Genomic DNA, 23,433 nt, shown 5'->3' on the forward strand with positions numbered 1-23,433 from the left:
CTCCGAAGGGCCAAACCTTCATCATTCACGCAGCACCGCAAAGAGGGCGCTCTACCTACGTCGAACTCCTCCTCGCGTTCGGGACACACTCACCGCAGAAACGATCAGCCCTTCCGCCAAGCGGCCGGGCGGGGCGTGGACACACGGGTGCGCCGGGCAGTTCGGACTGCCCGGCGCACAGGTGTACGGGGTTCAGCGAAGCCTGTCCGGCCCCTCCGGCCGCGACGGTCTCGGGGGGAGGGGCCGGACAGGCCGGGGGTCAGCGGCGGTGGTGGTGGTGACCCCAGGAGTGGGTGTCCACGGTGCGGCCGTGGTCGTCGCGCAGGATGGCCTTGTCGCGCCGGTCGTCCCACACGTAGTCACGGCGGTCCTGGAAGAGGTCGGTCCGGGTGTCGCGGCCCTCGCCGGTGTGGATGCGGAGGGTGGCGCGGCCGGCGAGGCGGACGCGGTCGAAGGTGTAGCGGTTTCCGTCGTCGTCGCGGAGCGTCCACCCCTTGAGGTTGACCGAGTGACGGGTGGTGTTCGTGATCTCGATCCATTCGGCGTTCAGCGACCGGTTGGAGCGGTTGTCGCGGCCGGGGCTGTCGGCCTGGACGCGGCTGATCTCGACCCGCGGCTTCTGGTGGCGGTCGCCGTCGTGGGCGGCGGCCGGCAGGGCGGCGGCGGAGGTGATCGCGCCGGCGGCCAGGACGGTCGCCGCGATGCGGCGGGCGGTCGAAGAAGCAGACATGGGTGATGTCCCCTCAAGAACGTTTCTCCACCGGAAGGCTCCCGGTGGATGTGGGTGCGGCCTCGGTCCGGTGTGGGCCGAGGACGCCTACCTTGCGGCTCCTCGGAGCGCGCCGACAGCCCGACCGCTTGCCGTTACCGAACGCGGACATTTCCGTAACTGTCGCTTGTATACGTCAAACACCCGTATCGGTCGTGATCCTGACATTCGCTGACCCCTACACCCACCCCGTGGTGATCAAGGGCGACCCCGCATGGACGCCGGCGCATCCGCGCGCAACGGCACCCGGCGCACTGCTCCGACCGGGGTACGGGCCCACGTCACGGCTGTTCCGCACGTTTCTTCGTTCACGCGAAGCCTTCTCGTACGCATGCACGACCAAGCCCGGCGGACCGAGGTGACGGTCGGCGATCTTGTTGCATGTACCCGTCGAGATGTAGTACTTCTTATACATGAGCGAGCAGGTGCACAACAGGCTGGCGGTTGTCAGGGCTGAGCGGAAGGTGTCTCGTCAGGCGTTGGCCGAGGCGGTGGGTGTCCACTACCAGACCATCGGCTACATCGAGCGCGGCCAGTACAACCCCAGCCTCGATCTGGCGCTGAAAGTGGCCCGGTTCTTCGGCCTGCCGGTGGAGGCGCTGTTCTCCCTGGAGCCGTTCCAGCCGCTCACCGACGAGGTTTACGGGAGGAAGCAGTGATGACCACGACGCGCTACGACCGGCGCATGTACCAGGTGATGAACGACCGGCGGGCAGCGAGGTTCCACGCCACCGCGGGCCGCCGCCGGGCGGTGGTGGCAGCCCATGTCGCCCTGACTGCGGTGGGGGTGGGCGCCTGGATCGCCACGGTCTTCGGACCCTGGTTCTGGCCGGCCGCCGTGATCGCCGTGGTCCTGCTCCCCTGGGTCCTGCTCACCGGTCTCCTCAACGGCTCCACGCGCGGACTGCTCGAACTGCGCGGCCGGATGCTCGACGAGCGCCAGCTCATCGAGCGCGACCGGGTGCGCGCCCTGTCCCACCGCGCCACCCTGTGGCTCCTCATCGCCGCGGCGATCGGAGCCGTCGCCTACGGCACCCTGACGGACGAGCCTCTCCGGGCGGAGGTCGCCCCGGTCCTGTTCGGGGTGCTGGCCGTGCACTGGATCATGCCCCTGTGGGTGGCGGGGCTGCGCGTCCAGGACGACCTGCGCGACGACGACGTCGACGCCGAGGCGTAGCGCCGGTCGGACCGCGCGCCGTGCGTACCGGGGACCGGGAGAGGTCCGCGGTACGCACGGCCGTGGCCGGGGTTCACCCCACCGGGCGCTTCCTCCGCAGCACGCGGGACAGGCGGGCCGGGGACCGCCACGGGCCGGCGGGAGCCACCCGCACCGCCACGACCGGGCCGGGGGGCGCCGGGGGCGCGGAGGAAGGTGCGTCCGGGGTAGTACGGGTGCGGGCGACGAGGACGAAGGTGACGCTGATCAGCAGGGCCCAGGCGCCGAACTTGGCGAGGGGGACCGGCTGCCAGCCGTCGAGTTGGTGGGGGTAGCTCCAGGCGCCGACGAAGGTCGCCGCGTTCTCGGCGACCCAGAGGAAGAAGCCGATCAGCGCGAACGCCAGGGCCAGCGGCAGGCGGTAGCGCGCGGCGCCCACGGTGAAGTGCACCCAGGTCCCGGCCATGGCGGCCACGAGCAGCAGGGCGAGCAGGACGCGGACGTCCGGCAGCCAGTGGTGGCTGAAGAAGTTGAGGTACACGGCGGCCGCGAGCACCGCCATCATGCGGGGCCGGTAGCGGGACAGCGACAGGTCCATGATCTTCCAGGCCCGGCAGCAGTAACTGCCGACGGCGCTGTACAGGAACCCGCCGTAGAGCGGGACACCCGCGATCTTGGACACGGCGTCCTCCGGATAGCTCCACGAGCCCATCCGTACCTTGACCAGCTCGAAGAGCAGCCCGACGAGATGGCAGCCCAGGATCACGGCGGTGTCCCGGGGCCCGTCCCAGCCGACCTTGCGGGCCAGAACCGTCAGCGCCACTCCGAAGAGCAGCAGCAGGTCGTAGCGCGCGACCGGCAGATCGGCGGGCAGCAGCCGGGAGGCCCCGATGCCGCCGACGAGCACGACGGCGAAGGCGACGGCCCGGACCTGGTCGAGCCCGAAACGCCAGAACTGCGCGCAGCCGTGGAGGATCCGCTGGTACGTCATGCCCGAGCATGACGTACCCGTGGCCTGCTTCGGTTCCCGACCAGCGCAAACGCACCCGCCCGGCCATGCCCCCGCGGCCTTCGGGCCGGTTGATCACCGTCGCGGAAGGACATGGCCTCGGAGCGCATGGCCGCCGCGGGCCCGGTCGCGGAGGTTCGGAGGGCATGGCCGCCGCGGGCCCGGTCGCGGAGGTCACGACCAGGAGGCCGCGACCAGGGACCGTTCGGCCGCCGCAAGGTGGACGGCGGACGCGAGCCAGGCGCGGGCGTAGCCGTCGGCCGACGCGTCGGTGAGACGGCCGAAGGCGTCGCGGGGGCGGTGGGCCGCCTCCGCCGTCAGGGCAGCCGCCAGTTCCGCCGCCCCGCCGAAACCCGCCCTGCGCAGCGGCGCGACGAGGGCCGCCGTGTCCGAGCCGCGGCCTGCCTCGGCGACCGCCCGTCGCCCGCCCGCGATGCCCGTCTCCAGCAGCCGCCGCACCCGCCACAGCGGGGCGTCCGCCAGCGGATCCGGCCCCTCCGCCGCCGGGGCGCACGCCTCGGGGCCCGGTGTCCCGCGCGGGAAGTGGCTGCCCTGGAGGCGGTCGTATCCCAGGTCGGCGCGGCCCCGCCACTCCTCCGGCAGGCGGAGCGTGTGCGACGCTCCCGGGACCGGGCCCACCGCCAGGGGCCGGAGGGTCGCCGCCCGGTCCAGATCGGGGCGGCCCAGCACCCGCAGTGCGAGTCCCGGGTGCCGGGCGAGCCGGCGCAGGTTGGCGGCGTGCGGCAGCTCCGGATGGGGGTGGGCCGGGTGCAGCCGGAGCAACGAGCCGTCTCCGGCGACCCGGACCACGAGGTACTCCCCCGCCGGGCCGACCACCTCCACGTCGCAGCCGAGCAGCGGCGTCACGGTCTCACCGTTCTCGGTCGGGCCGCCGGCGAGCGCGGCGGCCATCGCCTCGTGCACGGGTCGGGCGAAGAGCGCGGCCGCGGGCTCCTCGGTCCAGTCCACCCCGCGCAGCGGAGTCGCGCTCACGCCCTTGCCCGCCCCGAGCCGCCCGTCCGGGGAGACGGTCGCGCCGACGATCCGCAGGCCCCCGCGCGCCAGCCCGGCGTGATCGAGGACGGCACCGCCGAGCGCCACGGACGCCGCCCCCGCCCCCCGGGCGCGGGCCAGTCCCCCGGGGCGTACGTCGGACACCGTGTAGCAGGCACCCTCGTGGTCCGTGAGGTGGGTGGCCACGCCGCCGTACCCGGTGGCGGAGAGCACCGGTTCCCGGCACAGGCCGTACACCCGGAGGCTGCCGCCCTGTGCGTAGGCGCGGCGGGTCGTGCCGGCCGCGTCGGGGGCGGCGGATCCCGAGGCGAGCAGCGCGGCGCCGGCCAGCAGCTCCCGGAAGGCGGCCGCGAGGTCGCCGATGCGTTGCCCCTGGCTCCGGTCGCGGGCCGCGCGCAGTCCGCGGACGACGCGCAGCGTGGCGGCCTCGGCGCGGGGCAGCCCGGCGAGCCGGGCGGTGTGGGCGGCGCGGAGCAGCTCGGCCTGGACCACCGCCCCGCCCGCCGAGACACCCGCCGAGAGCGCCTCGGCGGCCGCCTCCCAGAGCGCGGTCGCCGCCCGGACCTGCGCGGCGGCGGCGGCACTGACGGGGGCGGGATCGGCGGAGGGGGCCGGGCCGGCCGTCGAAGCCGGGCCGGGCGCGGCCCGGTGGTCGACGGTGGTCCCGGCGGAGAGCCCGGGTTCGCTCGTCCCGGGCGGGATCTCCGAGGTGGATCCGGCCGGCTCGTCGGCGGGTCCGGCGGGCGGCTCGGGGGCGAAGGCCGTCTCCTCCGGTGCCTCCGGCCGTGTCGGTGCGTCCGCGAGGGGAGCGGCGCCCAGCGCCGCGGCCCGGTGCAGACAGCGCGGGGCAAGCAGGCAGGTGCAGACCGCCTGCCCGGCATCGGTGACCGCGCCCGACGGGGCCGGGCGCAGGGTGACCACCGCGTCCTCGCCGAAGCGCACCTCGACGGCACCGTCACCCGCCACGGCGGCGTTCGCGGCGCAGCCGGCGATCGCGGCGTCGAGCTTCTTGCGGAGCCGTGCGCTGAGCTGTTCCACGGCTTCGGCGAGGACGTCGGGGGCGACGGGAGGCAGGAGTTCGGTGCTCAACGGGGTTCTCCACGGAGGCGGTCGCCCACCCAGCGGGCGAGGGCGAGCGGGCTGAGGGCGGCCACCGGCATGCCGGCGGCGGCGAGTCGGCGGGTCACCGGCACCGAGTACCGAGGCGTCCCGGAGTCGTCGAGCGCCGCGCAGCCCAACAGGTGTGCGCCGGAGGCGGCCAGCGCGCGCACCTCCCCCAGCAGCCCGGCGAGCGGTGCGCCTTCCTCGAAGTCGCTGACCACGACGACAAGGGTGCGGCTCGGCACGGTGATCAGCGAACGGGCGTGTGCGAGTCCGGCCGCGATGTGCGTACCGCCGCCGACCCGGACCTCAAGCAGCAGCGACAGGGGGTCCTCGACCCGGTCGGTCAGGTCCACCACCTGGGTGGAGAAGGCGAGGAAGTGCGTGGACAGGGTCGGAACGCCGCCCAGCACCGCGGCGGTCAGGGCCGACCAGATCACCGAGGCCTCCATCGAGCCGGAGACGTCGACGACCAGGACGAGGCGCCAGTCCGACTCCTTGCCCGCACGCGTGCTGAACACCGGCCGTTCCGGTACGACGACGACACGGCCGTCGTCGGTGCGCCGGGTGTGGGCGAGGTTGGCGCGGAGGGTGCGGGCGAGGTCGAGCCGGCCACCGGGCCGACGGGTGGGGCGCGGGGTGGACAGGCCGGCCAGCGTCGGGCGCAGCCGGGTGGCCAGTTCCCGCGCCAGCTCGTCGACGAGCCGCTTGACCAGCGGTCGCAGCCGGGCGAGCCGGGACTCGGGCATGCCGCCGGCCAGGGACAGGACCGAACTCAGCAGCTCCACCGAGGGGCGTACCGCCGCCGGGTCGAGCTGGGTGAGGACGTCGGAGCGGCCCGCGTCCGCGGCGTCGGCGAGGACCTCTTCGCGTACGTCGGCCCCGAAGAGGGCCTCCAGCTCCTGCGACCACTCGCGGGCGGACGGGAAGGAGGCCTCTTGGCCGCCGCCCTGACCGGATGCGCCGCCCACGTCGTCGGCGCCCTCTCCGCGTCCGCCGCCGTACAACTCGTCCAGGGCCCGGGCGTAGCGGCGGGCGTCGGCGCTGAGCCGGTCCGCGTGGCGGCCGAGGAGGAGCCGCCACCGGTCGGCGGGGCCGAGTCTCCGGTCGGACGTCCCTGCCGCGCCCGGGCCTGTCGGGTGGCCGGCCGGTACGGCGTCGTCCGCACCTTCGGGGGCGGGGCGGGGCGGGGTGTCGGCGGCGGCCGGGGGCCGGCCGTGCGCCTGGGGGCCGGGGAGGGGCAGGGCCTTGAGCGCGGCCAGTCCTGCGGCGTCGGCAGCCGCCCAGAGGGCGAGCAGTCCGGGCGGGGCGTCGAGGGAGAGGTCGAGCCGGTCGCCGAGGCGCTCGGTCACCGTGGCCAGCATCCGGTCGCGGGCGGCCGGCGACAGGGCGTCGAAGCCGCCCCGCAGGGCCGGCAGCCGGTCGAGGAAGTCCTGGTCGGCCAGGGAGTCGACCCGGTCGAGGAGCGGGGTGAGCGCCTCCGGGGACGCCTGGAGCAGCGGTCCGGCGGCCGTGAGGAGACCCGCGAGGCGTTTCGTGAGCGCGCGTCGCGTGTCGGGGGCGGTCGCCCCGTCGATCCAGCCGGCCACCCGCTCGCCGAGGCCCGCGGCGGGGTCCAGGTCGAGCATCACGCGTACGGCCCGGGCGGCGCCCTGCATCAAGGGCGCGGCCGTGTCGGCGAGTTCGGCCAGGGCCTGGTCCATCCGGATGCCGAGGTGCCGGGCGGCCGTCCGGTCCGCCAGCGCCACCAGCGCCCCGGCGTCGGCGGCGGAGTCGCTTCCCGCCAGCCCGGGCAGCGACCGTACGGCGGCCTCCAGCAGCTCGCCGGAGAGCGCTCCGGCGAGGGTGTGCGTCTCGGCCGTGGTGCCGGGGTAGTGGCCGCGGCGCAGGCCCTCCAAGAGGTCGAGTGCGGCGAGGAGTTCGGGGAGGCCGGCGGTGTCGGGGAGGACGGCGGAGGCCTCGCGCAGCCGTGCTTCGACCAGGTCGGGCAGGTCGCAGCGTGCGGCGGCGGTCAGGCCGGCGAGGATCTGGTCCGGGCTGGGGCCGCCCTCGGCGGCCTCGCGGCGCGCCGTCTCGCTCAGGGTGCCGGCGGCGGCCTGGGCCGCGGTGACTCCGCGGACTCCGGCGAGGTCGAGTCGCGCGGGGACGGACGGCGTCCAGTTCAGCCGCCACTTGGTGCCGAGCGCGGTGCCGTCCCCGGTGGCCGCGACGGCGAGGGGTTCGCCGTAGGAGGCGCCGATGACCAGCAGCCGCTGGAGCAGCACCTCGCGGCGGCCGTCGAGGGGGGAACGGAGCGGGTCCAGGCGGACCTCGCGGGGCTCGGGCTCGTCCGGGCGGGGCAGCCGCAGTCGGGTGAGCTCGTCCTCGACCGAGGGGCCGAGACCGGAGCGGGGTGCGTGCGGGCTGGTCCGGCCTCGGGCGGTGCCGATGAGCACGGCCTCCAGCGCGCGGGCGAGCGCCCGGCCCCGGCCAAGGGGTTCGCCCTGTCCGAGGACGGTGGTGACGGCCTCCAGGAGTTCCCCGCGCCCGGGCGCGGGCAGTCCGCGGAGCGCGGCCAGGTCGCAGGCGAGACGCAGCGTCTCAGCGGCTTCGCCGGTGCCCGCGGTGTGGCCCGCGCGGCGCATTTCCCGGCAGAGACCGACGATCGCGGTACCGGCCGCCTCGCGGACGCGGTCCGGGTCGCCGGCGGCGGCGAGGACGGCCTGCTGCCACAGCGGGTCGCGGATTCCGGCGGGGTAGCCGGACCGGGAGTCGAGCAGGTCGAAGGAGTACGGCACGAAGGAGGTCACCGCACCGGCCACGGCGGAACTTCCCGTGGGCGCGGTGCTCTTCGCTGTGGCGGAGCCATTCGTGGCTGCGGTGTTCTTCGTCGTGACGGAGCCCTTCGTGGCCGCGCCACTCTTCGACGCGGTGGGCGCGGTCCGCGGCCGGGTCTCGGTGGGACCGTCCGCCGATACGGCCGGGTGGACGGCCTCCTGCGCGGTCGTGGCCGCCGAGCCGCTCCAGCCGGTCTGCGGCGCCCCGCCCCCGGGGCACGTGTCGGCCGAGGCGCGTGGTGCGGCGAGCAGGGCGGGGGCGTGGAACGCGCCGATCACGGCGGCGACCCGACGGCCGCCCGCCGATGCCTCGGTGACGACCTGTCGCATCCGGGCCTCGCGGGCGAGGTCGGTGGCGGGCACGGGCGCGTCGGAACGCAGGGCCCAGCCGACGCCCAGGGCCGCGCGGCGTACCGCTTCCGGGGTGCAGCCGGGAGCCAGGACCTCCACGGCCCGGTCCCACAGGTCCTCGCCGTCCCGCCCGGTTCCGGCGGCGGCGAGCGCCCCGGCGAAGGAAGGGCGCCCCTCCCGCGTCTCGCTCCTCCCCGCGGGTCCCGCATCCGTACCCGTGGCCGCGCCCGTCTCCGTATCCGTTGTGGCGTCGGCGACCCAGCCGGGGTCGGACAGTGGCAGGTCGCAGCAGACGACCTCCACCCCGCGGGCCCGGGCCCATCGCACCGCGGCCAGTTCCGGGGAGAAGTCCGCGAAGGGGTAGAACGACAGCCGTCCGCCCGCGCCGGTCCCGGCGAGGGCGACCGGGGCGACGGTCTCCGGGTCGGCCAGATGCTCCAGCCAGGGCTGGAAGTCGGCCGGGAGCTCCACGCAGACCACCTCGGTGTCCGCCTCCTCCAGGAGCGCGGGCACGATGGCGGCGAGGGCCGGGCTGTGGTGGCGCACCCCCAGGAGGTACGGCTCGCGCGAGGCGGCCAGCGCGTCCACGGCCGTGCGTGGATCGACGGTCGTCAACGCAGGCTCCCGCGCAGGTCCCAGAGGCGGCGCCACATCGCCGAGCCGCTCTCGGCGCGGCGGCGGACGGGCCCGTCCCAGTAGCCGAGCAGCCGCGCGTGGTCGGCCGGGTCGTCCTTGCGGACGACGCCCAGGAGATGTCCCGGCAGCAGGTCCAGGGCGTCCCCGCCAGGGAGGTAGGCGGCCGCGACGCCGAGGGAGGCCGCCACCTGGACCGCCTCGGCGGTGGACATGACCGTGCCGGGCCGCTCCACGTCCCAGCCCTCGGTGGAGCGCCCGGAGCGCAGATCCCGGAAGACGGTGACCAGGGCGTCCAGGACGGCGTCGTCGACCCCGAAGGCCGCGCCCGCGCGCTGCACCGCCGCGACGGCCTGGCGGCGGACGAGGACGGCCTCGGCGTCCGCGTCGGCGATCGGGTCCACGGTCTCGAAGTTGAACCGTCGCTTCAGCGCCGCGGACATCTCGGAGACGCCCCGGTCGCGCAGGTTGGCGGTGGCGATGACGGTGAAGCCGGGGACCGCGGCGACCACCGCGTCCTCGGTGGCGGTCAGTTCGGGCACGGTGATGCGGCGGTCGGACAGGATCGAGACCAGGGCGTCCTGCACCTCGGGCAGGCAGCGGGTGATCTCCTCGACCCGCACCACCCGTCCGGTGCGCATGGCGGCGAGCACGGGAGAGTCGACGAGGGCCTGGCGGGTGGGGCCCTGGGCGAGCAGCAGGGCGTAGTTCCAGCCGTAGCGGAAGGCATCCTCGGTGGTGCCCGCGGTGCCCTGCACGGTCAGGGCGCTGGTGCCGCTGACGGCGGCCGCGAGCAGCTCGGACAGCATGGACTTGGCGGTGCCGGGCTCGCCGGTGAGCAGAAGTCCGCGCTCGCCGGCCAGGGTGACCACGCAGCGTTCCACGAGGGCGCGTTCGCCGACGAACTTCGGCGCGATCGCCTGCTTCGCCGGCAGCCCGGCGCGGCGTCCGGGAAGGGCGAGTTCCTTGCCGTCGCTGCCGCAGACGAAGGTGACGGCCGCGCGCGGGGTGAGGGCCCAGCCGGGCGGGCGCGGGCCGGGGTCCTGGGCGGCGAGGAAGGCGAGTTCCGCCGCGTACCGCTCCTCGGCCGGCTGGATCTGCCGGGCGGCGGGGGCGGGCTGGTCGGTGAGGGTCATGCGGGTGTTCCTCCGGGTGGTTCGGGTACGGGTGGCCGGCGCGGCGCACCCGGGGGGGGTGCGCCGCGCCTGAGGGCGGACGGCGCGGCCCGTGCCGTCCTCGTCCGTACCAGGGCGGTGGCGGTCGCGCCGCTCTGGACGGCGGCGGGGGTCAGCGGCGGCGCCTGGTGCGGCGGACCTTCAGCTCCTCGAAGCGCGGGACGTCGCCGTCGAGGATCCGCTGCCACGCCCGGGCGTACAGCTCGGTGGCCGGTTCGGTCGGCACCAGGGCGCCCAGGACCGGCCTGCCGCCCGCCACGGGCCCGTACATCGGCAGCTTCCACTGCTCGACGGGGAGCCCGGGTGACGTCTGCTCGGCCCAGCCGCCGGGCAGGAACAGGGAGCGTCCCGCGCGGGCCCGTACCGCCGACACCACCAGGTCCGTGGCGGCCAGTTCGGCTCGGGCCGCCTTGAGGCGGGCCGGCTTCCATCCGGTCCACCGCGCGGTGTTGCGGTCGGTGGGGTCGGGCATGGCCAGCAGCGTCAGGTACAGCGTCGCCGCGTCGGCCCCCAGAGCGTGGGCCCGGGCGACCTCCGCCACCAGCGCGGGCACCGACCGCGACGGGTCCTGCGGCCACCACGTGCCCTCCGCGTCCCGCTCTCCGGCCGCGGGGGCGCCGGGGTCGGCGAGGAGCCGTGCGAACGCCGGGTCGTGTGCGCGCCGCAGCGCCGCTTCCAGCGCGGTCGGCTGCTGGTCCTGGCCGCGCAGGGCGGGCAGGTACGGGTCGGATCCGGTGGAGTCCAGCAGCACGGGGCGCACGGCCGGCTGCGGCTGACCGTCGTACGTGGCCATGAGCACCGCGCCGTACCGCTCGTGGTCGGGTGCCGTCTCGGTCGGGGTTCCGGCGACCTTCCGGAAGTCCGCGAGGCTGGTGTAGTGCCCGGCCGCGAGCAGCAGTTCGGGTGCGGCCAGGCGCTGCCGTACGGCGCTGAGCGCGCTGGGCAGCGTCGCCCGGACGGGATCGCCGGCGGGCAGCCGGTGGGCCAGCCAGGCCGTCAGGCCCATCGCGCCCGTCAGCACGGTCGAGGTGAACGGAGCCTCGGCCGGGGCGACGGTCGCCGCCTTGTCGCCCTCGATGTGCCAGGGGACGTCGGCGCCGAGCTCCGTGGACGACGCCGGGTCGAGCAGGGCCGAGAGCGCCTGGTGGACGGGCCAGCCCCCGCGGGCGGCCCGCGCCGCCTCCGCGGCCAGCCAGTCGGGCACCGGCGTCCGCCGTCCCACGCGGGCGTTCCACACGGCCGCCGCCGCTGCCGCGTCGGGACCGTCGCTCCACAGCCGCGCCGGGTCCTCGGGGACGAGCGCCGCCACCACGGCCCGCCGCACCTCGACGGTGAGCGTGCGGAGCTGGTCACGGGCCTCCCGCGCCTCGGCCACCTTCAGGCCGAGGGTCTTGCGGAGCTCCGCCGGCAGGAAGTTGTTCTCCCAGCTGTCCACGCCCGGCATGCCCGCGAGGACGAGCCGGGCCAGCGCCTTCGACGTGCCGGTGAGACGCCCGAACTCCTCGGCCGCCTCCGGGAGGAAGGGGGCTTCGGCGTGGGCCTGCGCCTCCCGGAGGAAGGCGGTCAGCCAGCCGGGGCCGCGGGTGCGGTCCCCCACGGCCGTGACGTCGCGCACGGTGTAGGGGGCGGGGACCTCGAAACGGCCGGTCGGGTCGTACAGCAGCGCCCCGAACTCCCGCCCGTCGTCGACGCCGGCGTGGTGCTCGGTGATGCCGAGGGCCGCTCCGCCGCCGAGCGGGAGCACGCTGCGGTGGGCGTGGCCGCGCTCCAGGCCGTCGGGGGTGTGCAGATACGTCGTGCCGAGGTGGACCAGGACGCGGCGCCAGTGGCCGGCCGAGCCCGCCGCCGAGGCCAGTCCAAGGGTGTCGACCAGGCCGAGCACGTCGAGCAGCGCGGCCCGGTGCTCCGCATCGCTTCCGGGCGCGACGGCGCGGTAGGCGAGGGCGGCCGGGTCGTCCAGGAGGGGGGTGAAGGGCAGGCCGGAGTATGGCAGCGTCGGCAGGTCGAAGTGGACCCGTCCGGGCGGTGGCGTGGCGGAGGTGTCGGCCCGGGCGGCCGCCAGCCCGTTCAGGAAGCGGTGGGTCACGTCGGAGTCGGCGCCCCACCGGGAGTACCCGGAGGCCGTGACTCCGTTCAACGCCTGGGCGATCAGGGAGTCCGCGGGGCCTTCGACGCGGGGCGCCGTGGGTCCGGCCGTCGGGTCGAGCCGGGCGGCCACGGCGTCCAGGGCCTTGCGCTGCCGGACGGCGAAGGCCAGTGCCTTGGCCACGCCGGCGATCAGCTCGGGGGCGGTGAGTGCGGGCAGCGCGGTGCTCACCAGCGCCGGAAGGTCCGCCGCGCGGTCGGCCAGGGCGGCCGCCTTCAGGAGGGTGCCGGCGCTCTCCGCGCCGGCGGCGCGCAGGGCGGCCGACCCGCGCGGGTCACGGGGCCGCAGCATGTGCAGGAAGGCGAGCGGCGGGAGGGCCGCGGCGGCCGTGCCGTACAGCTCGCTCCGGTCGCCGGCGCTCGTCGTCGTGACCACGCCGTCCGGGTCGTGGAGGGACAGGGCGCGCCACTGGTGGGTCAGCGCGCGGGGCCGGTCGTCACCGGGGAAGGTGAGGGCGGCGATCGGCAGGACGGAGCCCCGGGGCACGGTGACGGCCCGCCCGGCGGTGTCCTCGGCGTACCAGCCGCCGCCGGGCAGCCGGACGACCCGCCAGCCCAGCAGGCCGTCCGCGGACGTGCCCGGCACGGGGCCGTTCGCCGTCACCGCGGGCCGTACCCACGAGGAGTACGCGGCGAGCTCGGCTCCGGCGGGGTGGGGGCGCAGCGCGTCGGCGAGGAAGCCGGGCTGCGAGCGCCGGCCGTGGACGCCCTGGGCGGGGTCGTACTCGGCCCAGCCGCCGTCGCCGTGCCGCTCGCCCTGCTCCCACACCCAGTACGAGGTGCCGTCGGACAGCACCGGGCGTTCGGCCGGGAGTTTCGTGTCCCCGCGGTGCAGGACACCGCCGCCGGTGGTGCGGCCGCCGCCGGGCAGCGGAAGGCTGAGGTGCTCCGAGCGCAAGGACCAATAGCCGGGCCCGTCCAGGGTGAACACGTGGTCGGGCGCGGTGTGCCAGTAGGCCTGGGTGCCTGCGCTGTGGCCGTAGCCGCTCCAGAACACGAGCAGCGCGCCGTCCACGTAGTGGAAGCCGTACCGGCGGTGGGAGCCTTGGGGTACGCGCAGGTCGTGCGTGAGCACGGTGGAGTCGGCGTCGATGACGCGGACCTGGCTGGTGCTGGCCACGATCAGGTACGGCCAGGCCTCGACGACGGTCAGGTCGTCGACGTGGTGGCGCCCCGGGGCCAGTTCCGCCAGGGCCTCTTCCCACGCCGGCCAGGTCAGTTCCTCGAAGAGGCCGCCGCGCAGGGTGCGTGCCAGGGCGGCTCCGAGGTCGGCGCCGACCGCGGCCGCGACCTCCCGCGGCGCGAGCGCCAGGGCTTCGGCGGGCAGCCACGACAGCCGGGCGATCGCCTTCGGCAGACCGGGCAGTCCGGCCGCGACCGAGGCGCCGGCCACCTCGCGCATCCACTCGGTGAGCATCGGCCGGCCGCCGGCGGATTCGGCGAGGCGGCGCATCACGGTCACCCCGGCGGGGCCTTCGGTGCAGTTGTCCGCGCTGCGCCGGAAGGCGGGGCGGAAGCGGGGGTCGGCTTCGAGCGCGACGAGGTCCCGGCGGCTCTCTCCGGCGGCCCAGTCCGTGAGGTTGAGGACATCGCGGTGGCCGTTGCGGGCGTCGGCCGTCGGGTCGGCGACCGGGATGCCCAGCGAGAGCAGCAGGTCGAGGAGGTCGACGTCCTCGACGCCGATCCGCAGGACCTCCTCACCGGCGGGCCGGGCCGCCAGGTCGGCGCGCAGCCGCCCGGCAGCGCGTCGCACGAGGTCCAGAAGGGCGGGCGGTGTGGGGCGCGGGCCCCAACCCCGGTGCCTGGCCGCGTGGTAGCGCTCCAGCCAGCCCGCGGCGCCGTCGGCGCAGCGCTCCTCCGGGGGTACGTCCGCGGTCAGACCGGCGTCGGCGCCCGATTCGGAGAGGATCCCCAGCCAGCGGTCGCTCAGGTCGCCGTCGTCCCCGGGCGGGGTCATCGACAGCAGCGTGCCGCGTACGGCCGGGGTACGGCGGGCCAGGGCGACGAGCGCCGCGCGGTGCGACTTCCACCAGCCGGAGGCGGCCCGCAGCGTGGCCGGCAGCGGCAGGAGCTCGGCGAGGTACTCCTGTTCCGCCTCGTCGCCGGACAGGCCGGCGGCGCGGGCCAGGCGCCGCAGCTCCACGGCGGCCTGGGCGGAAGGGGCGAGTCCGCCCGCGGTGCGGCGTACGCAGAGCCGGCGGTAGCGGGCGTATGCCTCGGCGGGGTCGAGCCGGGCCGCGAGCTCCTTGCCGTAGCCGCTCAGCACCTTCACCGGCAGCGCCCCGGCGAGGGCGAACTCGAGGAAGACGGCGTCGAGTCGGTCCTCGTCGACGGCCAGCCCGTGCTGGGCCTCGCTGGTGCGGGCGCGGCCGAACAGCTGGCCGGCGTAGGTGGTGTTCTCGACGGCGAGGAAGATCCGCGCGGTCTGTTCGTAGAAGACGGGCAGGAAGTGCGGGACGGCGGAGGCGAGCCGCCCGGCCAGTTCCTGGCAGGCGTCCAGGGCGGCCTTGGGCTTGGTCTTCGCCTGCCGGGCCAGTCGGTCCAGCTCGGGCACGACCGCCAGGGCGTGGTGCCCGTCCTCCGGGTGGTGCACCAGCACCCATTCCGGGAAGCCCAGCTCCTGGCGCCGGCCGATGCCCACCACGACCGGCTCTCCCTGCGGCTCGAGGCCGAGGAAGCCGGCGGCGAGGTCCTCGGCGGGGCCGAGTTCGGCGGCGGCGAGGCGGATGACGACCCGGTCCTCGCCGAGCACGGGATGGCCGTAGCTCCGCGCGGTCAGCGCGACCGCCGAGGCGCCCGCGTCCTCGGTGCCGACCGGGAGCACGGCCCCGGCCTTGAGCAGCTCCGCGTGGGCGGAGGCGGTCCCGGTCGTCGCGGTGTCGTCGCCGGAAGCCGGCGTGCCGGCCGCGGTCGTCGTGCCGCCGGAAGCGGTCGTGCTGGTCACGCGTCCCCACCCTCTTCGATCGTGCGGCCGGCGTAGAGCGCCGCGGCCATGCGCATCCCCTCGGACCAGGCGACGGGCCCGACGTCGTTCAGCCGTATCGCGCGGCCGTCCTCGTCGTGCCAGCTGAGCGCGCCGGTCTCCGACTCCCCGTCCCAGTACGGCTCGCCGATCCAGACGGACGCCTCCGTGCCGCGTCCGCCGTCACGGACCTTGGCCGTGGCGTAGCCGCCGGAGACGCGGTAGCCGAGGCTCGTGGCGCGGGCCGCGAGGCCGAAGCGGGAGGCGAACTTCCCGCCCGCGTACTCCCGTGACTCCGTCGCCGTCGCGGGGTGCGCGGCGTCCGGCTTGGCCCATGTGGCGCGGTGGATCTGCTCCACCCGCTGGGTGATGCCCAGTTCGGCGGCGAAGTCCCGCACGTCGTCGAGGTCCGGCAGGAGGACGGGGTGCGGGAAGGTCACGGTGCGCGGGGAGAGCCGTACCGTCTCGCCGTCGAGGTCGACGACCTTCAGCTCGCCGTCCGCGGTGGCGTCGCGCAGGAAGCCGACCTCGTCCGGGTCGTCGCCCACCACGGCCATGTCGCGCAGGGCGGACTGCCACGCCTCGTCGGGCCACACGCGGGCGATCAGCTCGGTGGGCACGGGGAGCGAGGACACCATCCAGGTGTCGACCTGAGCGACGCAGGAAGCGACGTGCCGGTCCAGCCATTCGGCGAGGCGCCGGAGCCGATCGACGTCCGGATGGTCCCGCAATGCCTTCGGCAGGCTCTTCAACTGCCGTCCCCCGGCGCGTCGTGCGACCACACGCCCGTCCTCGAGGGTGATCTCGTACGCCTCACCCGCTGCCAGCCACGCCATCAGCCGTGCCCCTCCGCCTGTTCCGTCAGAATCTGCGCAGCTCGAACGACGGGGTCGAAGCCCCTGAACCGCGGTATGAGAGGACAGTAACGAGGGCCACTGACAACGCACGCTCGGGTGGGGAAAGGCGGCGCGGGGACGGCGGACGGAACGTCACACCGCTGCGCGGGTGCGCGCCTTGCGGACGAGGGCGAGCGCGGCCGGGAGGGCGACGGGGGCGAGCCCGGGGCGGCAAGGGGAGGGCGGTCGGTCACGTCCCACCGGGGGCGCCGGCCTCGACGCGGACGCACCGGCCGTGCCGGCCTGTGGAAGGGGCCGGCACGGCCGGTGCGGGGGGGGGAGAGAAAGTCAGGCGGTGTGCAGGGTCAGTCCGTAGCGCCCGAGGATCTCGTTGACGGGCTGGTACCAGGTCTCGCCGCCGGAGGAGCAGTTGCCCCAGCCTCCGGAGGTGACTCCCTGGGCCTGGTCGCCGCTGATGAAGGCGCCGCCCGAGTCGCCGCCCTCCGCGCACACGCTGGTCTTCGTCATCTGGTGCACGGCGCCCTGGCTGTAGTTGACGGTCTGGTTCTTGCCGAGGACCGTGCCGCAGTGCCAGCGCGTGGTGGAGCCGGAGCGGCAGATCGACGCGCCCACGGGGGCTTCCGCCGAGCCGCGGACGAGGCGGTCCGGAACGGTCCCCCAGCCGAGGACGACGGGCACGGTCCACCAGCCGCTGTGGATGCTCACGTACGCGTAGTCGTCGCCGGGGAACGAGGAGCCCTGGAACGTCCCCATCGCGGAGCCGTCCCAGCCGCGCACGGCGGCCCCGGCCCGTCCGCAGTGTCCGGCGGTGACGAAGCCGCCGTAGACGGAGAAGCCGATGGAACAGCGGACGTTGCCGGTGTAGTAGGGGTCGCCGCCGACGGTTCCGGCGGCGTACGTACGGGGCGCGGCCGCGGTCTCCTCGACGGTGACGGGGCCGGTGGCACGGGCCTGGTCGACGAAGGCGCGCACGGCGGCTCGGGACCGGTCGGCGCGGACGACGGTGACGACGACGCTGTTGGAGCGGGGGTCGACGTGCCAGCCGGCGACGCCGTCGGGGGCGGATAGCGCGTCGAGGCGGGTCTTCGTGCGGTCGAGCGCGGCGGCGCTGTGCCGGACGAGCCGGGTGTCGGCGCCCAGAGCGCGGACGTCGGCCTCCTCCCCGCGATCGGTGAGGGCGACGACAAGCCGTCCCGCGGTCGGGTCGAACCACGCGCCGCCGTAGGAGGGACCGGCGGTCCGCTGGGCGTCGCGCTCCACGCGCGCCGCCGTCCGTTCGGCCTCCAGGCGGTCCCGGGCCTGGCTCTTTGTCAGGCCGAGGTCCTGGCTCATGGCGTCGAGGAGGCCCTCGGACACCGTGGCCTCGCCGACGGGGGCGGCGCTCGCCGGGCCGGTGTAGGCGGCGCCGAGGCCGAGGCTGAGCATGAAGGCCGCGGCGGCGCACAGGGCGGATGTACGTCTCACAAGTACCTCCGGGCGTGGAAAGGGGATCCTGAGAGCGCTCTCAGGACGGATGGCGGTCACGCTAGCCCGTCGCACTTGTCAGGTCCATACCATGCGCCTCGGCCATGGCCGGATCGAACGACCACCGACCTCCGTGGGCTCCGTACGGGAACCGGCCGCTGCTAACGTACGTACCGAACGCTTGTTACGTACCCAGGAGAGCGAGGCGCCCATGTTCACCCTGCCGCTCGGCGACGATGCCCGGCTCGGCCCGCTGGAGCCTTGGCAGGCGCCGGAGTTCCTCGCGCACATCGACCGTGCGCGCGCCTCCGTGGACCCGTGGATCCCGTGGGCCTCCCTCAGCACCGACCTGGAGTCGGCCACCGCCACCCTCCGCCGCTACGCCGACCGCCAGGCGCAGGACGGCGGACGGATCTACGGAATCTGGCGGGAAGGGACGCTGGTCGGCGGCGTCATGTTCACCCGCTTCGACAGCCCCGCCGGGGTGAGCGAGATCGGCTGCTGGACGGAGCGGGCCGGGGAGGGACGGGGCCTGGTGACCCGGGCCTGCCGGGTGCTGATCGACTGGGCGTTCCGGGAACGCGGTATGAGCCGCGTCGAATGGTGGGTCGCCGCCGGCAACACGCGCAGCATCGCCGTCGCCCGCCGTCTGGGCATGAGCCGCGACGGCGTGCTGCGACGGAACTTCGCCTACCGGGGCGAGCGGCAGGACAGCGAGGTCTGGTCGATCCTGGCCGACGAGTGGCCCGCCGACGCGGAGGCGGCCGCCAGGTCCGGCGTCGTGGCCGAACTCGACCGGCTGATGGGCACGTTCGTCGGGGCCTTCACCAACACCGGGGGCCGCCGGCCGGACCTCGACGTCATCCGCGACCTCTTCATCCCGGAGGGGCGGATCATCGCGAACCTCGGGGGCGACCCCGTCGTCCACGACCTCGACGCGTTCATCGAGCCCCGGCGGAGGATGCTCACCGACGGGACGCTGACGGAGTTCTCGGAGTGGGAGGTCTCCGAACGGACCGAGGTCTTCGGGTCGATCGCCCACCGGTTCAGCGAATACCGCAAGTCCGGCTTCCTCCACGGCGAGTGGTTCGAGGGCTCCGGCCACAAGACCACCCAGTTCCTGCGGACGCCCGCGGGATGGCGTATGGCGTCGCTGGCCTGGGACGACGCGCCCGCCGCTCCCTGACCGCAGCCCCCACCACCGGCCCAGGCCCCACCCCGCCCCGGCCGGGACCGAGCAGGACGGCGACGGGCGGGGCCTATGGCCGGGACGGGAGCGCCCCGCGAAGGCGGCGGTCAGCCGCTCAGGCCTCCCGCTCCCGTCTGCTCCAGTCCAGACGCAGGACGGCGAGGTCGTCGGTGTGCCGCCCGGCGTTCAGGGCGCGGGTCTCCTTGATGAGGAGGTCGACGTGTGCGCCGGGGTCCGACGGGGGCAGTTTCTCGATCAGGGCGACCAGCCCCTCGACCCCCAGGCGTTCGTCCGCCGTGCCGTTGTGCCCTTCGGTGAGCCCGTCCGTGTACAGGGTCAGGGCGCCGGTCCTGGGGAGGGGGATGACGGTGGCCGGCCAGCACCGCAGGTGCGGGGCTATGCCCAGGGCGAGACCGTGCGCGGAGGGGGTCTCGCGGGTGCCCTCCGCGGTGGTGAGCAGGGGTGCGTCGTGGCCCGCCAGGTGCAGGGTGGCGGTACCCACCTCCTGGTCGAGGGTGAGCAGGCTGCACGTGGCGAACATGGACTCCTCGCCGCGCTCGGCGATCGGACTCCTCGCCGCGCTCGGCGATCAGGATGCGTTCGAGCAGGTGGAGCAGGTCGGGGCCGCGGTGGCCGCCGAGGATCAGGGACCGCCAGGCGATGCGGAGGAAGACGCCGAGGGCGGCGGCGTCGGGTCCGTGCCCGCTGACGTCGCCGACCACCGCGTGGAGCTCGCCGTCGTCGCCCTCGACCACGTCGAGGAAGTCGCCGCCGAGCAGGGCCTGCTCCCGGCCGGGGAGATAGCGGGTGGTGACGGTGACGGTGCTGGTGTCGAGGATCGGCTGCGGCAGCAGTCCGCGTTCCAGACGGGCGTTCTCCTCCGCCCGCAGGCGCACGGCCTGCGCCTCGGCGCTCGCGCGTTCGGTCTTGCTGCGGTAGACGGCGTAGCGGACCGTGCGGCGCAGCAGGTCCGCCTCGACCTTGCCCTTGACGAGGTAGTCCTGCGCGCCGGCGGCCATGGCGTCGGCGCCCGCCTGCCGCTCGGAGAGGCCGGTCAGGACCACGACGGCGGTGTGCGGGGCGAGCGTACGGACGGTGGTGACGCCGACGGCGCCCGAGAGGTCCGGCAGGTGCAGATCGAGGAGGATGCAGTCGAACGGGCGGCCGGCGAGCTCGACACGGGCCGCGGCCAGGGTGGCGGCGGTGGTCAGCTCGAAGCGCAGTCCGGTGTCGTGGAGCAACTCCTCGACCAGCAGGGCGTCGGCCTCGTCGTCCTCGACGAGCAGGATGCGGTACGTCGGCTCGGTCGGCTGGGGTGTGCTCTCGGTCATGACACCCGCTCCGCGGGCTCGTGACCGGCTTCCGGCTCGTCCTGCACCTGCTCGGTGTTCTCGCGCGGTGCGGTGGCGAGGGTGAAGGTGATGCGGGTGCCCTCGGTGTACGCGGGGTCGACGGCGATGGTGCCGCCGTGGAACTCGACGATCTTCTTGCACATGGCCAGGCCGATGCCGCTGCCGCTGTAGACGTCCTTGGTGTGGAGCCGCTGGAAGATCACGAAGACCTTCTCGGCGTACTCGGGGGCGATGCCGATGCCGTTGTCGGTGACGGCGAACCGCCACAGCTCGCCTTCCCGCTCGGCCGACACGTGGATCCGCGGGGCCTCCCCGGGGCGGCGGAACTTCACGGCGTTGCCGACGAGGTTCTGCCAGAGCATCTCCATCTGCGTGGGGTCGGCGAGCAGGCTCGGCAGCGGGTCGTGGGTGATCTCCGCGCCGGTCTCCTCGATGCTGATGCTGAGGGACGACAGGGTCTGCTTCAGCACGGAGTCGAGGTCGATGCTCTGGTGGGTGTGGTGGACCCGGCCGACCCGGGAGAAGTCGAGGAGGTCGCTGATCAGGGTCTGCATGCGGTTCGCGCCGTCGACCGCGTAGGCGATGTACTGATCCGCCTTGGCGTCGAGCTGTCCGCCGTAACGGCGCTGCAGGAGCTGGGTGAAGCTGGACACCTTCCGCAGCGGCTCCTGGAGGTCGTGGGAGGCGACGTAGGCGAACTGCTCCAGCTCGTCGTTGGACCGCTTGAGATCGGCGGCCTGCGCGTCGAGGCGCTGGCGCGCCTCCTCGGTGAAGGCGAGTTCCCGTACGAGCCGTTGCCGCATGGTGTCGATCTCGGCGCTGAGCCGACGCAGGTCGGCGGGGCCGGTGGGGGTGATGGGGTGGGCGAAGTCACCGGCGGCGACGGCCCGGGCGTCGGCGCCGAGCTTCTCCAGCGGCATGGTGATGCCGCGGCGCAGCCCCTCGAAGACCAGTCCGGCGAGCAGGGCGATCACCACCACGATCGCGCTGAAGACCCAGTTCCGCAGGCGCATGGTGGAGACCAGGTCGTTTCGCGCGCGCGTGGTGTCGGCCTGGAGCTCCCGCTGCTGGTCGGCCATCGCCGTCCGCAGGGTGTCGAAGGCGGCCTTGCCCTCGGCGGCGCGCACAGTGCCCGCGGGGGCGGGCGTGCCGGGCGGGGAGGCGGCGATGGGCCGGGCGATCCGCTGCCACCTCTCGACCGCCCGGTCGACGGTGCCGAGGCGGGCCACCGCGGAGGCGTCGTCCTCGACCAGTGCGGAGAGCCGGGCGGAGGACTCCCGCTGGTCCTTCAGCCCACGGTCGTACGGGACGAGGAAGTCCGCGTTGCCGGTGAGGCCGTAACCGCGGATTCCGGTCTCCTGGTTGAGCATGGCCGATTCGAGACGGATCGCGGAGGTCAGCGCCGTGGACTTCACGTCGACCAGCTCCTGGCTGATCGAGGCCGTCCGGCTCAGGACCCAGGCGCCCACCAGACCGAGCAGGGTCAGGACCACCAGTGACGAGGCCACGCCCACACGAAGCCACCGCCGGGTCGTCCATGTGGACAGACCCCGCGGGCGCGGCAGCCCCTTTTCGCCGGTCATCGCCTTACCCTCCGCCGTCGTCTCGACTCTTCGTGAACACCGTCCGCACCACGGCCGGACGCCGTCCGCGCCATGCGCGGACCGTTGTCCGGCCGCCGCCGGGATCACTGCCCCGTCGATGTGCGGCCTGCACACCATAAGTGCCGGAGGACAACTATTGTTGTCGAGGTCCTGCCGAGGGCCTAGAGTGCCAGGCATGCCGGGTAAGAACTTCGCACCGCCGCCGGAGCGGGCGGCCGCCCTCGCCGACTCGGCGGTGGCCGATCTGGCGCAGCGCCTCACCCGTCAGATGCTGTCCGGCGGACGGCTTCCGGGCGGCCCGACCCCACCGCAGCCGCAGCCGCAGGCGGACAGCTCCCGTCAGGCGCTGGCCCTGCTGCACGTACTGGACCAGGTACGGAAGGCGGCCGAGCGCCTCCAGCAGAACGCGGCCGCGGACGCGGCCCGTGCGGGCGCCGGTTATCCGGAGCTCGGCGACGCCTGCGCCATCACGCGGCAGGGCGCCCGACGGCGCTGGCCCGGACTCTTGAACCACTCCTGCGACAACCCCACGGAGCACCGATGATGACCGCCCCCGCCCGCGCCTACGACGTCCTGCTCGTGGAGGACGACATGGCCGACGCCATGCTCATCGAGGAAGCGCTCTCCGAGCGCGGTGCCCGCAATCTGGTCCAGGTCACCGACGGGGTCGCCGCGCTGGAGCACCTGCGCGCCCCGGGGACCGTCCGGCCCGACCTCATCGTCCTCGACCTCAACATGCCGCGGATGAACGGCCGGGACCTGCTCCAGATCCTGAAGACGGACGAGGCCCTGCAGTCGATCCCGGTGGTCGTCCTCACCACCTCGTCCGCCCCGGAGGACATCGCCGGCGCGTACCACAGCCACGCCAACGCCTATGTGACCAAGCCGGTCAACCTCGACGAGTTCGAGAAGGCGGTCCAGAGCATCGACGCGTTCTACCTCGACACGGCCACCCGGGCGCCGCGCGCCTGAACCTGGGCCCACGGCCGGACGGGACTTTCGAGACACGCGTAGGCGAGGCGGCAGCCGGGGAGGCTGCCGCCTCGGCGCGTCTCCGGCCGTAGGCTCGTCCCGGGCTGCCGGCACGTCTCCGGCTGCGGGAGCGCCTCGGGCCCGCCGGGACCTCAGCCCCGGGCCGGCGGGTCGATCTGATGGTCGTAGAACACCTTGACGAGGGCCTTCATCAGGGGGAGCTGGCGGTCGCAGTCGTGGATCACGTCTCCGGCCGACTCGAAGACGAGTTCCTGCGTGTTGGCCGCTTGTCCCCCCTTGCGGGCGAAGTGGGCGCTCAGACGGCCGGTGCCGGGGTCGTCGGGGCAGCTCGTGCGGAACGACGCCTCCTGGCCGAACGCGGGGAGCGCCCCGAAGCCGGACGCCGTGCCGGGCTTGCCCATGCTGGCGTCCTTCGGGCGGGCGAAGACGTCGAGGCGGAAGCCGAGAGGGTTGCGCCCCGCCGGCTCGTACCGGCAGTGCCATCCGCCGTCGCCCCAGGCGACGTGGCGCGCCAGATGGAACGGCGGCCGCCCGAGGACGGGCTCCAGCAGGGCCGCGTCCGGGCATCCGGTCGCACTGTCCACGCTCGTGGGGGACTGTGCCTCCGGCGTTCCCTCGCCGTCGGAACCGGGCTCGGACGCGGGGGCGGCGCAGGCCACCGACCCCGCGAGGAGCACTGCGGCGATCAAGGACCGGCGGAGGGTGGTGTGACGCATCGGCGACTCGCTTTCCCACGGACTGCCCCGGGCGGGTCAGGAACGGTTTCCGATGCTAGGCGTGCACGCGGCGCTACACACCGCGATCGCTCTTTCCGTAGCTCACAGGCCGGTGAACGGGCCCGCG

15 protein-coding genes and 1 pseudogene are annotated in these 23,433 nt (G+C 74.8%); 5 read left to right on the plus strand and 11 right to left on the minus strand.

Annotated elements, in window-relative coordinates; genetic code table 11:
- Nucleotides 1-259 precede the first annotated feature (259 nt).
- A complete protein-coding gene (locus ACZ6RC_RS21955) occupies nucleotides 260-730 on the minus strand; it encodes a lamin tail domain-containing protein (protein ID WP_469585794.1) in 471 nt (156 codons plus the stop codon).
- Between the two features lie 452 nt (nucleotides 731-1,182).
- Here ACZ6RC_RS21955 and ACZ6RC_RS21960 point away from each other — a divergent pair, with 452 nt between their 5' ends.
- Nucleotides 1,183-1,428, plus strand: a complete 246-nt coding sequence (locus tag ACZ6RC_RS21960) for a helix-turn-helix transcriptional regulator (RefSeq protein WP_055639523.1) — start codon at nucleotides 1,183-1,185, stop codon at nucleotides 1,426-1,428.
- On the plus strand, nucleotides 1,428-1,946 hold the full coding sequence (locus tag ACZ6RC_RS21965) for a hypothetical protein (RefSeq protein WP_469585798.1): 519 nt from the start codon (nucleotides 1,428-1,430) through the stop codon (nucleotides 1,944-1,946). The genes ACZ6RC_RS21960 and ACZ6RC_RS21965 overlap by 1 nt, the downstream gene beginning before the upstream one ends.
- Before the next feature lie 73 nt (nucleotides 1,947-2,019).
- On the opposite strand, the gene ACZ6RC_RS21970 is transcribed toward ACZ6RC_RS21965, so the two are convergent.
- The 7 genes from ACZ6RC_RS21970 to ACZ6RC_RS22000 form a co-directional block, all read right to left on the minus strand.
- Nucleotides 2,020-2,916: a DUF817 domain-containing protein gene (locus ACZ6RC_RS21970; RefSeq protein WP_469585801.1), complete on the minus strand. Its 897-nt coding sequence runs from the start codon at nucleotides 2,914-2,916 to the stop codon at nucleotides 2,020-2,022.
- A 192-nt stretch (nucleotides 2,917-3,108) separates the two neighbouring features.
- A complete protein-coding gene (locus ACZ6RC_RS21975) occupies nucleotides 3,109-5,037 on the minus strand; it encodes a hypothetical protein (RefSeq protein WP_469585804.1) in 1,929 nt (642 codons plus the stop codon).
- A complete protein-coding gene (locus ACZ6RC_RS21980; protein ID WP_469585807.1) occupies nucleotides 5,034-8,831 on the minus strand; it encodes a DUF5682 family protein in 3,798 nt (1,265 codons plus the stop codon). Before ACZ6RC_RS21980 ends, ACZ6RC_RS21975 begins: the two co-directional genes overlap by 4 nt.
- Complete coding sequence (locus ACZ6RC_RS21985; RefSeq protein WP_469585810.1) at nucleotides 8,828-9,985, minus strand: ATP-binding protein; 1,158 nt, start codon at nucleotides 9,983-9,985, stop codon at nucleotides 8,828-8,830. The genes ACZ6RC_RS21980 and ACZ6RC_RS21985 overlap by 4 nt, the downstream gene beginning before the upstream one ends.
- 151 nt (nucleotides 9,986-10,136) lie before the next feature.
- On the minus strand, nucleotides 10,137-14,993 hold the full coding sequence (locus tag ACZ6RC_RS21990; RefSeq protein ID WP_469586718.1) for a DNA-binding protein: 4,857 nt from the start codon (nucleotides 14,991-14,993) through the stop codon (nucleotides 10,137-10,139).
- A gap of 116 nt (nucleotides 14,994-15,109) precedes the next feature.
- Complete coding sequence (locus tag ACZ6RC_RS21995) at nucleotides 15,110-15,967, minus strand: DUF4132 domain-containing protein (protein ID WP_469585813.1); 858 nt, start codon at nucleotides 15,965-15,967, stop codon at nucleotides 15,110-15,112.
- Between the two features lie 348 nt (nucleotides 15,968-16,315).
- The gene (locus ACZ6RC_RS22000; RefSeq protein ID WP_469585816.1) at nucleotides 16,316-17,452 is read right to left on the minus strand and encodes a trypsin-like serine protease; all 1,137 of its coding nucleotides are present in this window, start codon (nucleotides 17,450-17,452) and stop codon (nucleotides 16,316-16,318) included.
- A 211-nt stretch (nucleotides 17,453-17,663) separates the two neighbouring features.
- Between ACZ6RC_RS22000 and ACZ6RC_RS22005 the strand changes: the two genes are divergently transcribed.
- On the plus strand, nucleotides 17,664-18,638 hold the full coding sequence (locus ACZ6RC_RS22005; protein ID WP_469586721.1) for a GNAT family N-acetyltransferase: 975 nt from the start codon (nucleotides 17,664-17,666) through the stop codon (nucleotides 18,636-18,638).
- A gap of 118 nt (nucleotides 18,639-18,756) precedes the next feature.
- Here the strand turns inward: ACZ6RC_RS22005 and ACZ6RC_RS22010 are convergent.
- Nucleotides 18,757-19,972 (minus strand): annotated as a pseudogene (locus ACZ6RC_RS22010) (PP2C family protein-serine/threonine phosphatase).
- Complete coding sequence (locus ACZ6RC_RS22015) at nucleotides 19,969-21,576, minus strand: sensor histidine kinase (protein WP_453617646.1); 1,608 nt, start codon at nucleotides 21,574-21,576, stop codon at nucleotides 19,969-19,971. The pseudogene ACZ6RC_RS22010 and the gene ACZ6RC_RS22015 overlap by 4 nt, the downstream one beginning before the upstream one ends.
- Before the next feature lie 196 nt (nucleotides 21,577-21,772).
- On the opposite strand from ACZ6RC_RS22015, the gene ACZ6RC_RS22020 reads away from it, so the two are divergent.
- On the plus strand, nucleotides 21,773-22,141 hold the full coding sequence (locus ACZ6RC_RS22020) for a hypothetical protein (protein ID WP_469585821.1): 369 nt from the start codon (nucleotides 21,773-21,775) through the stop codon (nucleotides 22,139-22,141).
- On the plus strand, nucleotides 22,138-22,569 hold the full coding sequence (locus ACZ6RC_RS22025; RefSeq protein WP_391132945.1) for a response regulator: 432 nt from the start codon (nucleotides 22,138-22,140) through the stop codon (nucleotides 22,567-22,569). The genes ACZ6RC_RS22020 and ACZ6RC_RS22025 overlap by 4 nt, the downstream gene beginning before the upstream one ends.
- Nucleotides 22,570-22,721: 152 nt before the next feature.
- On the opposite strand, the gene ACZ6RC_RS22030 is transcribed toward ACZ6RC_RS22025, so the two are convergent.
- On the minus strand, nucleotides 22,722-23,306 hold the full coding sequence (locus ACZ6RC_RS22030) for a hypothetical protein (RefSeq protein ID WP_469585826.1): 585 nt from the start codon (nucleotides 23,304-23,306) through the stop codon (nucleotides 22,722-22,724).
- Nucleotides 23,307-23,433 lie beyond the last annotated feature (127 nt).

The sequence above is a fragment of the Streptomyces sp. NPDC048353 genome, from assembly GCF_055587165.1.

What these genes read in the sequence shown, in the direction of transcription:
- ACZ6RC_RS22015 (WP_453617646.1), bottom strand. Translation starts at nt 21,576, where the DNA reads ATGACCGGCGAAAAGGGGCTGCCGCGCCCGCGGGGTCTGTCCACATGG.
- ACZ6RC_RS21995 (WP_469585813.1), bottom strand. Translation starts at nt 15,967, where the DNA reads ATGGCGTGGCTGGCAGCGGGTGAGGCGTACGAGATCACCCTCGAGGAC.
- ACZ6RC_RS22020 (WP_469585821.1), top strand. Translation starts at nt 21,773, where the DNA reads ATGCCGGGTAAGAACTTCGCACCGCCGCCGGAGCGGGCGGCCGCCCTC.
- ACZ6RC_RS21970 (WP_469585801.1), bottom strand. Translation starts at nt 2,916, where the DNA reads ATGACGTACCAGCGGATCCTCCACGGCTGCGCGCAGTTCTGGCGTTTC.
- ACZ6RC_RS21955 (WP_469585794.1), bottom strand. Translation starts at nt 730, where the DNA reads ATGTCTGCTTCTTCGACCGCCCGCCGCATCGCGGCGACCGTCCTGGCC.
- ACZ6RC_RS22030 (WP_469585826.1), bottom strand. Translation starts at nt 23,306, where the DNA reads ATGCGTCACACCACCCTCCGCCGGTCCTTGATCGCCGCAGTGCTCCTC.
- ACZ6RC_RS22005 (WP_469586721.1), top strand. Translation starts at nt 17,664, where the DNA reads ATGTTCACCCTGCCGCTCGGCGACGATGCCCGGCTCGGCCCGCTGGAG.
- ACZ6RC_RS21965 (WP_469585798.1), top strand. Translation starts at nt 1,428, where the DNA reads ATGACCACGACGCGCTACGACCGGCGCATGTACCAGGTGATGAACGAC.
- ACZ6RC_RS21960 (WP_055639523.1), top strand. Translation starts at nt 1,183, where the DNA reads ATGAGCGAGCAGGTGCACAACAGGCTGGCGGTTGTCAGGGCTGAGCGG.
- ACZ6RC_RS21985 (WP_469585810.1), bottom strand. Translation starts at nt 9,985, where the DNA reads ATGACCCTCACCGACCAGCCCGCCCCCGCCGCCCGGCAGATCCAGCCG.
- ACZ6RC_RS22025 (WP_391132945.1), top strand. Translation starts at nt 22,138, where the DNA reads ATGATGACCGCCCCCGCCCGCGCCTACGACGTCCTGCTCGTGGAGGAC.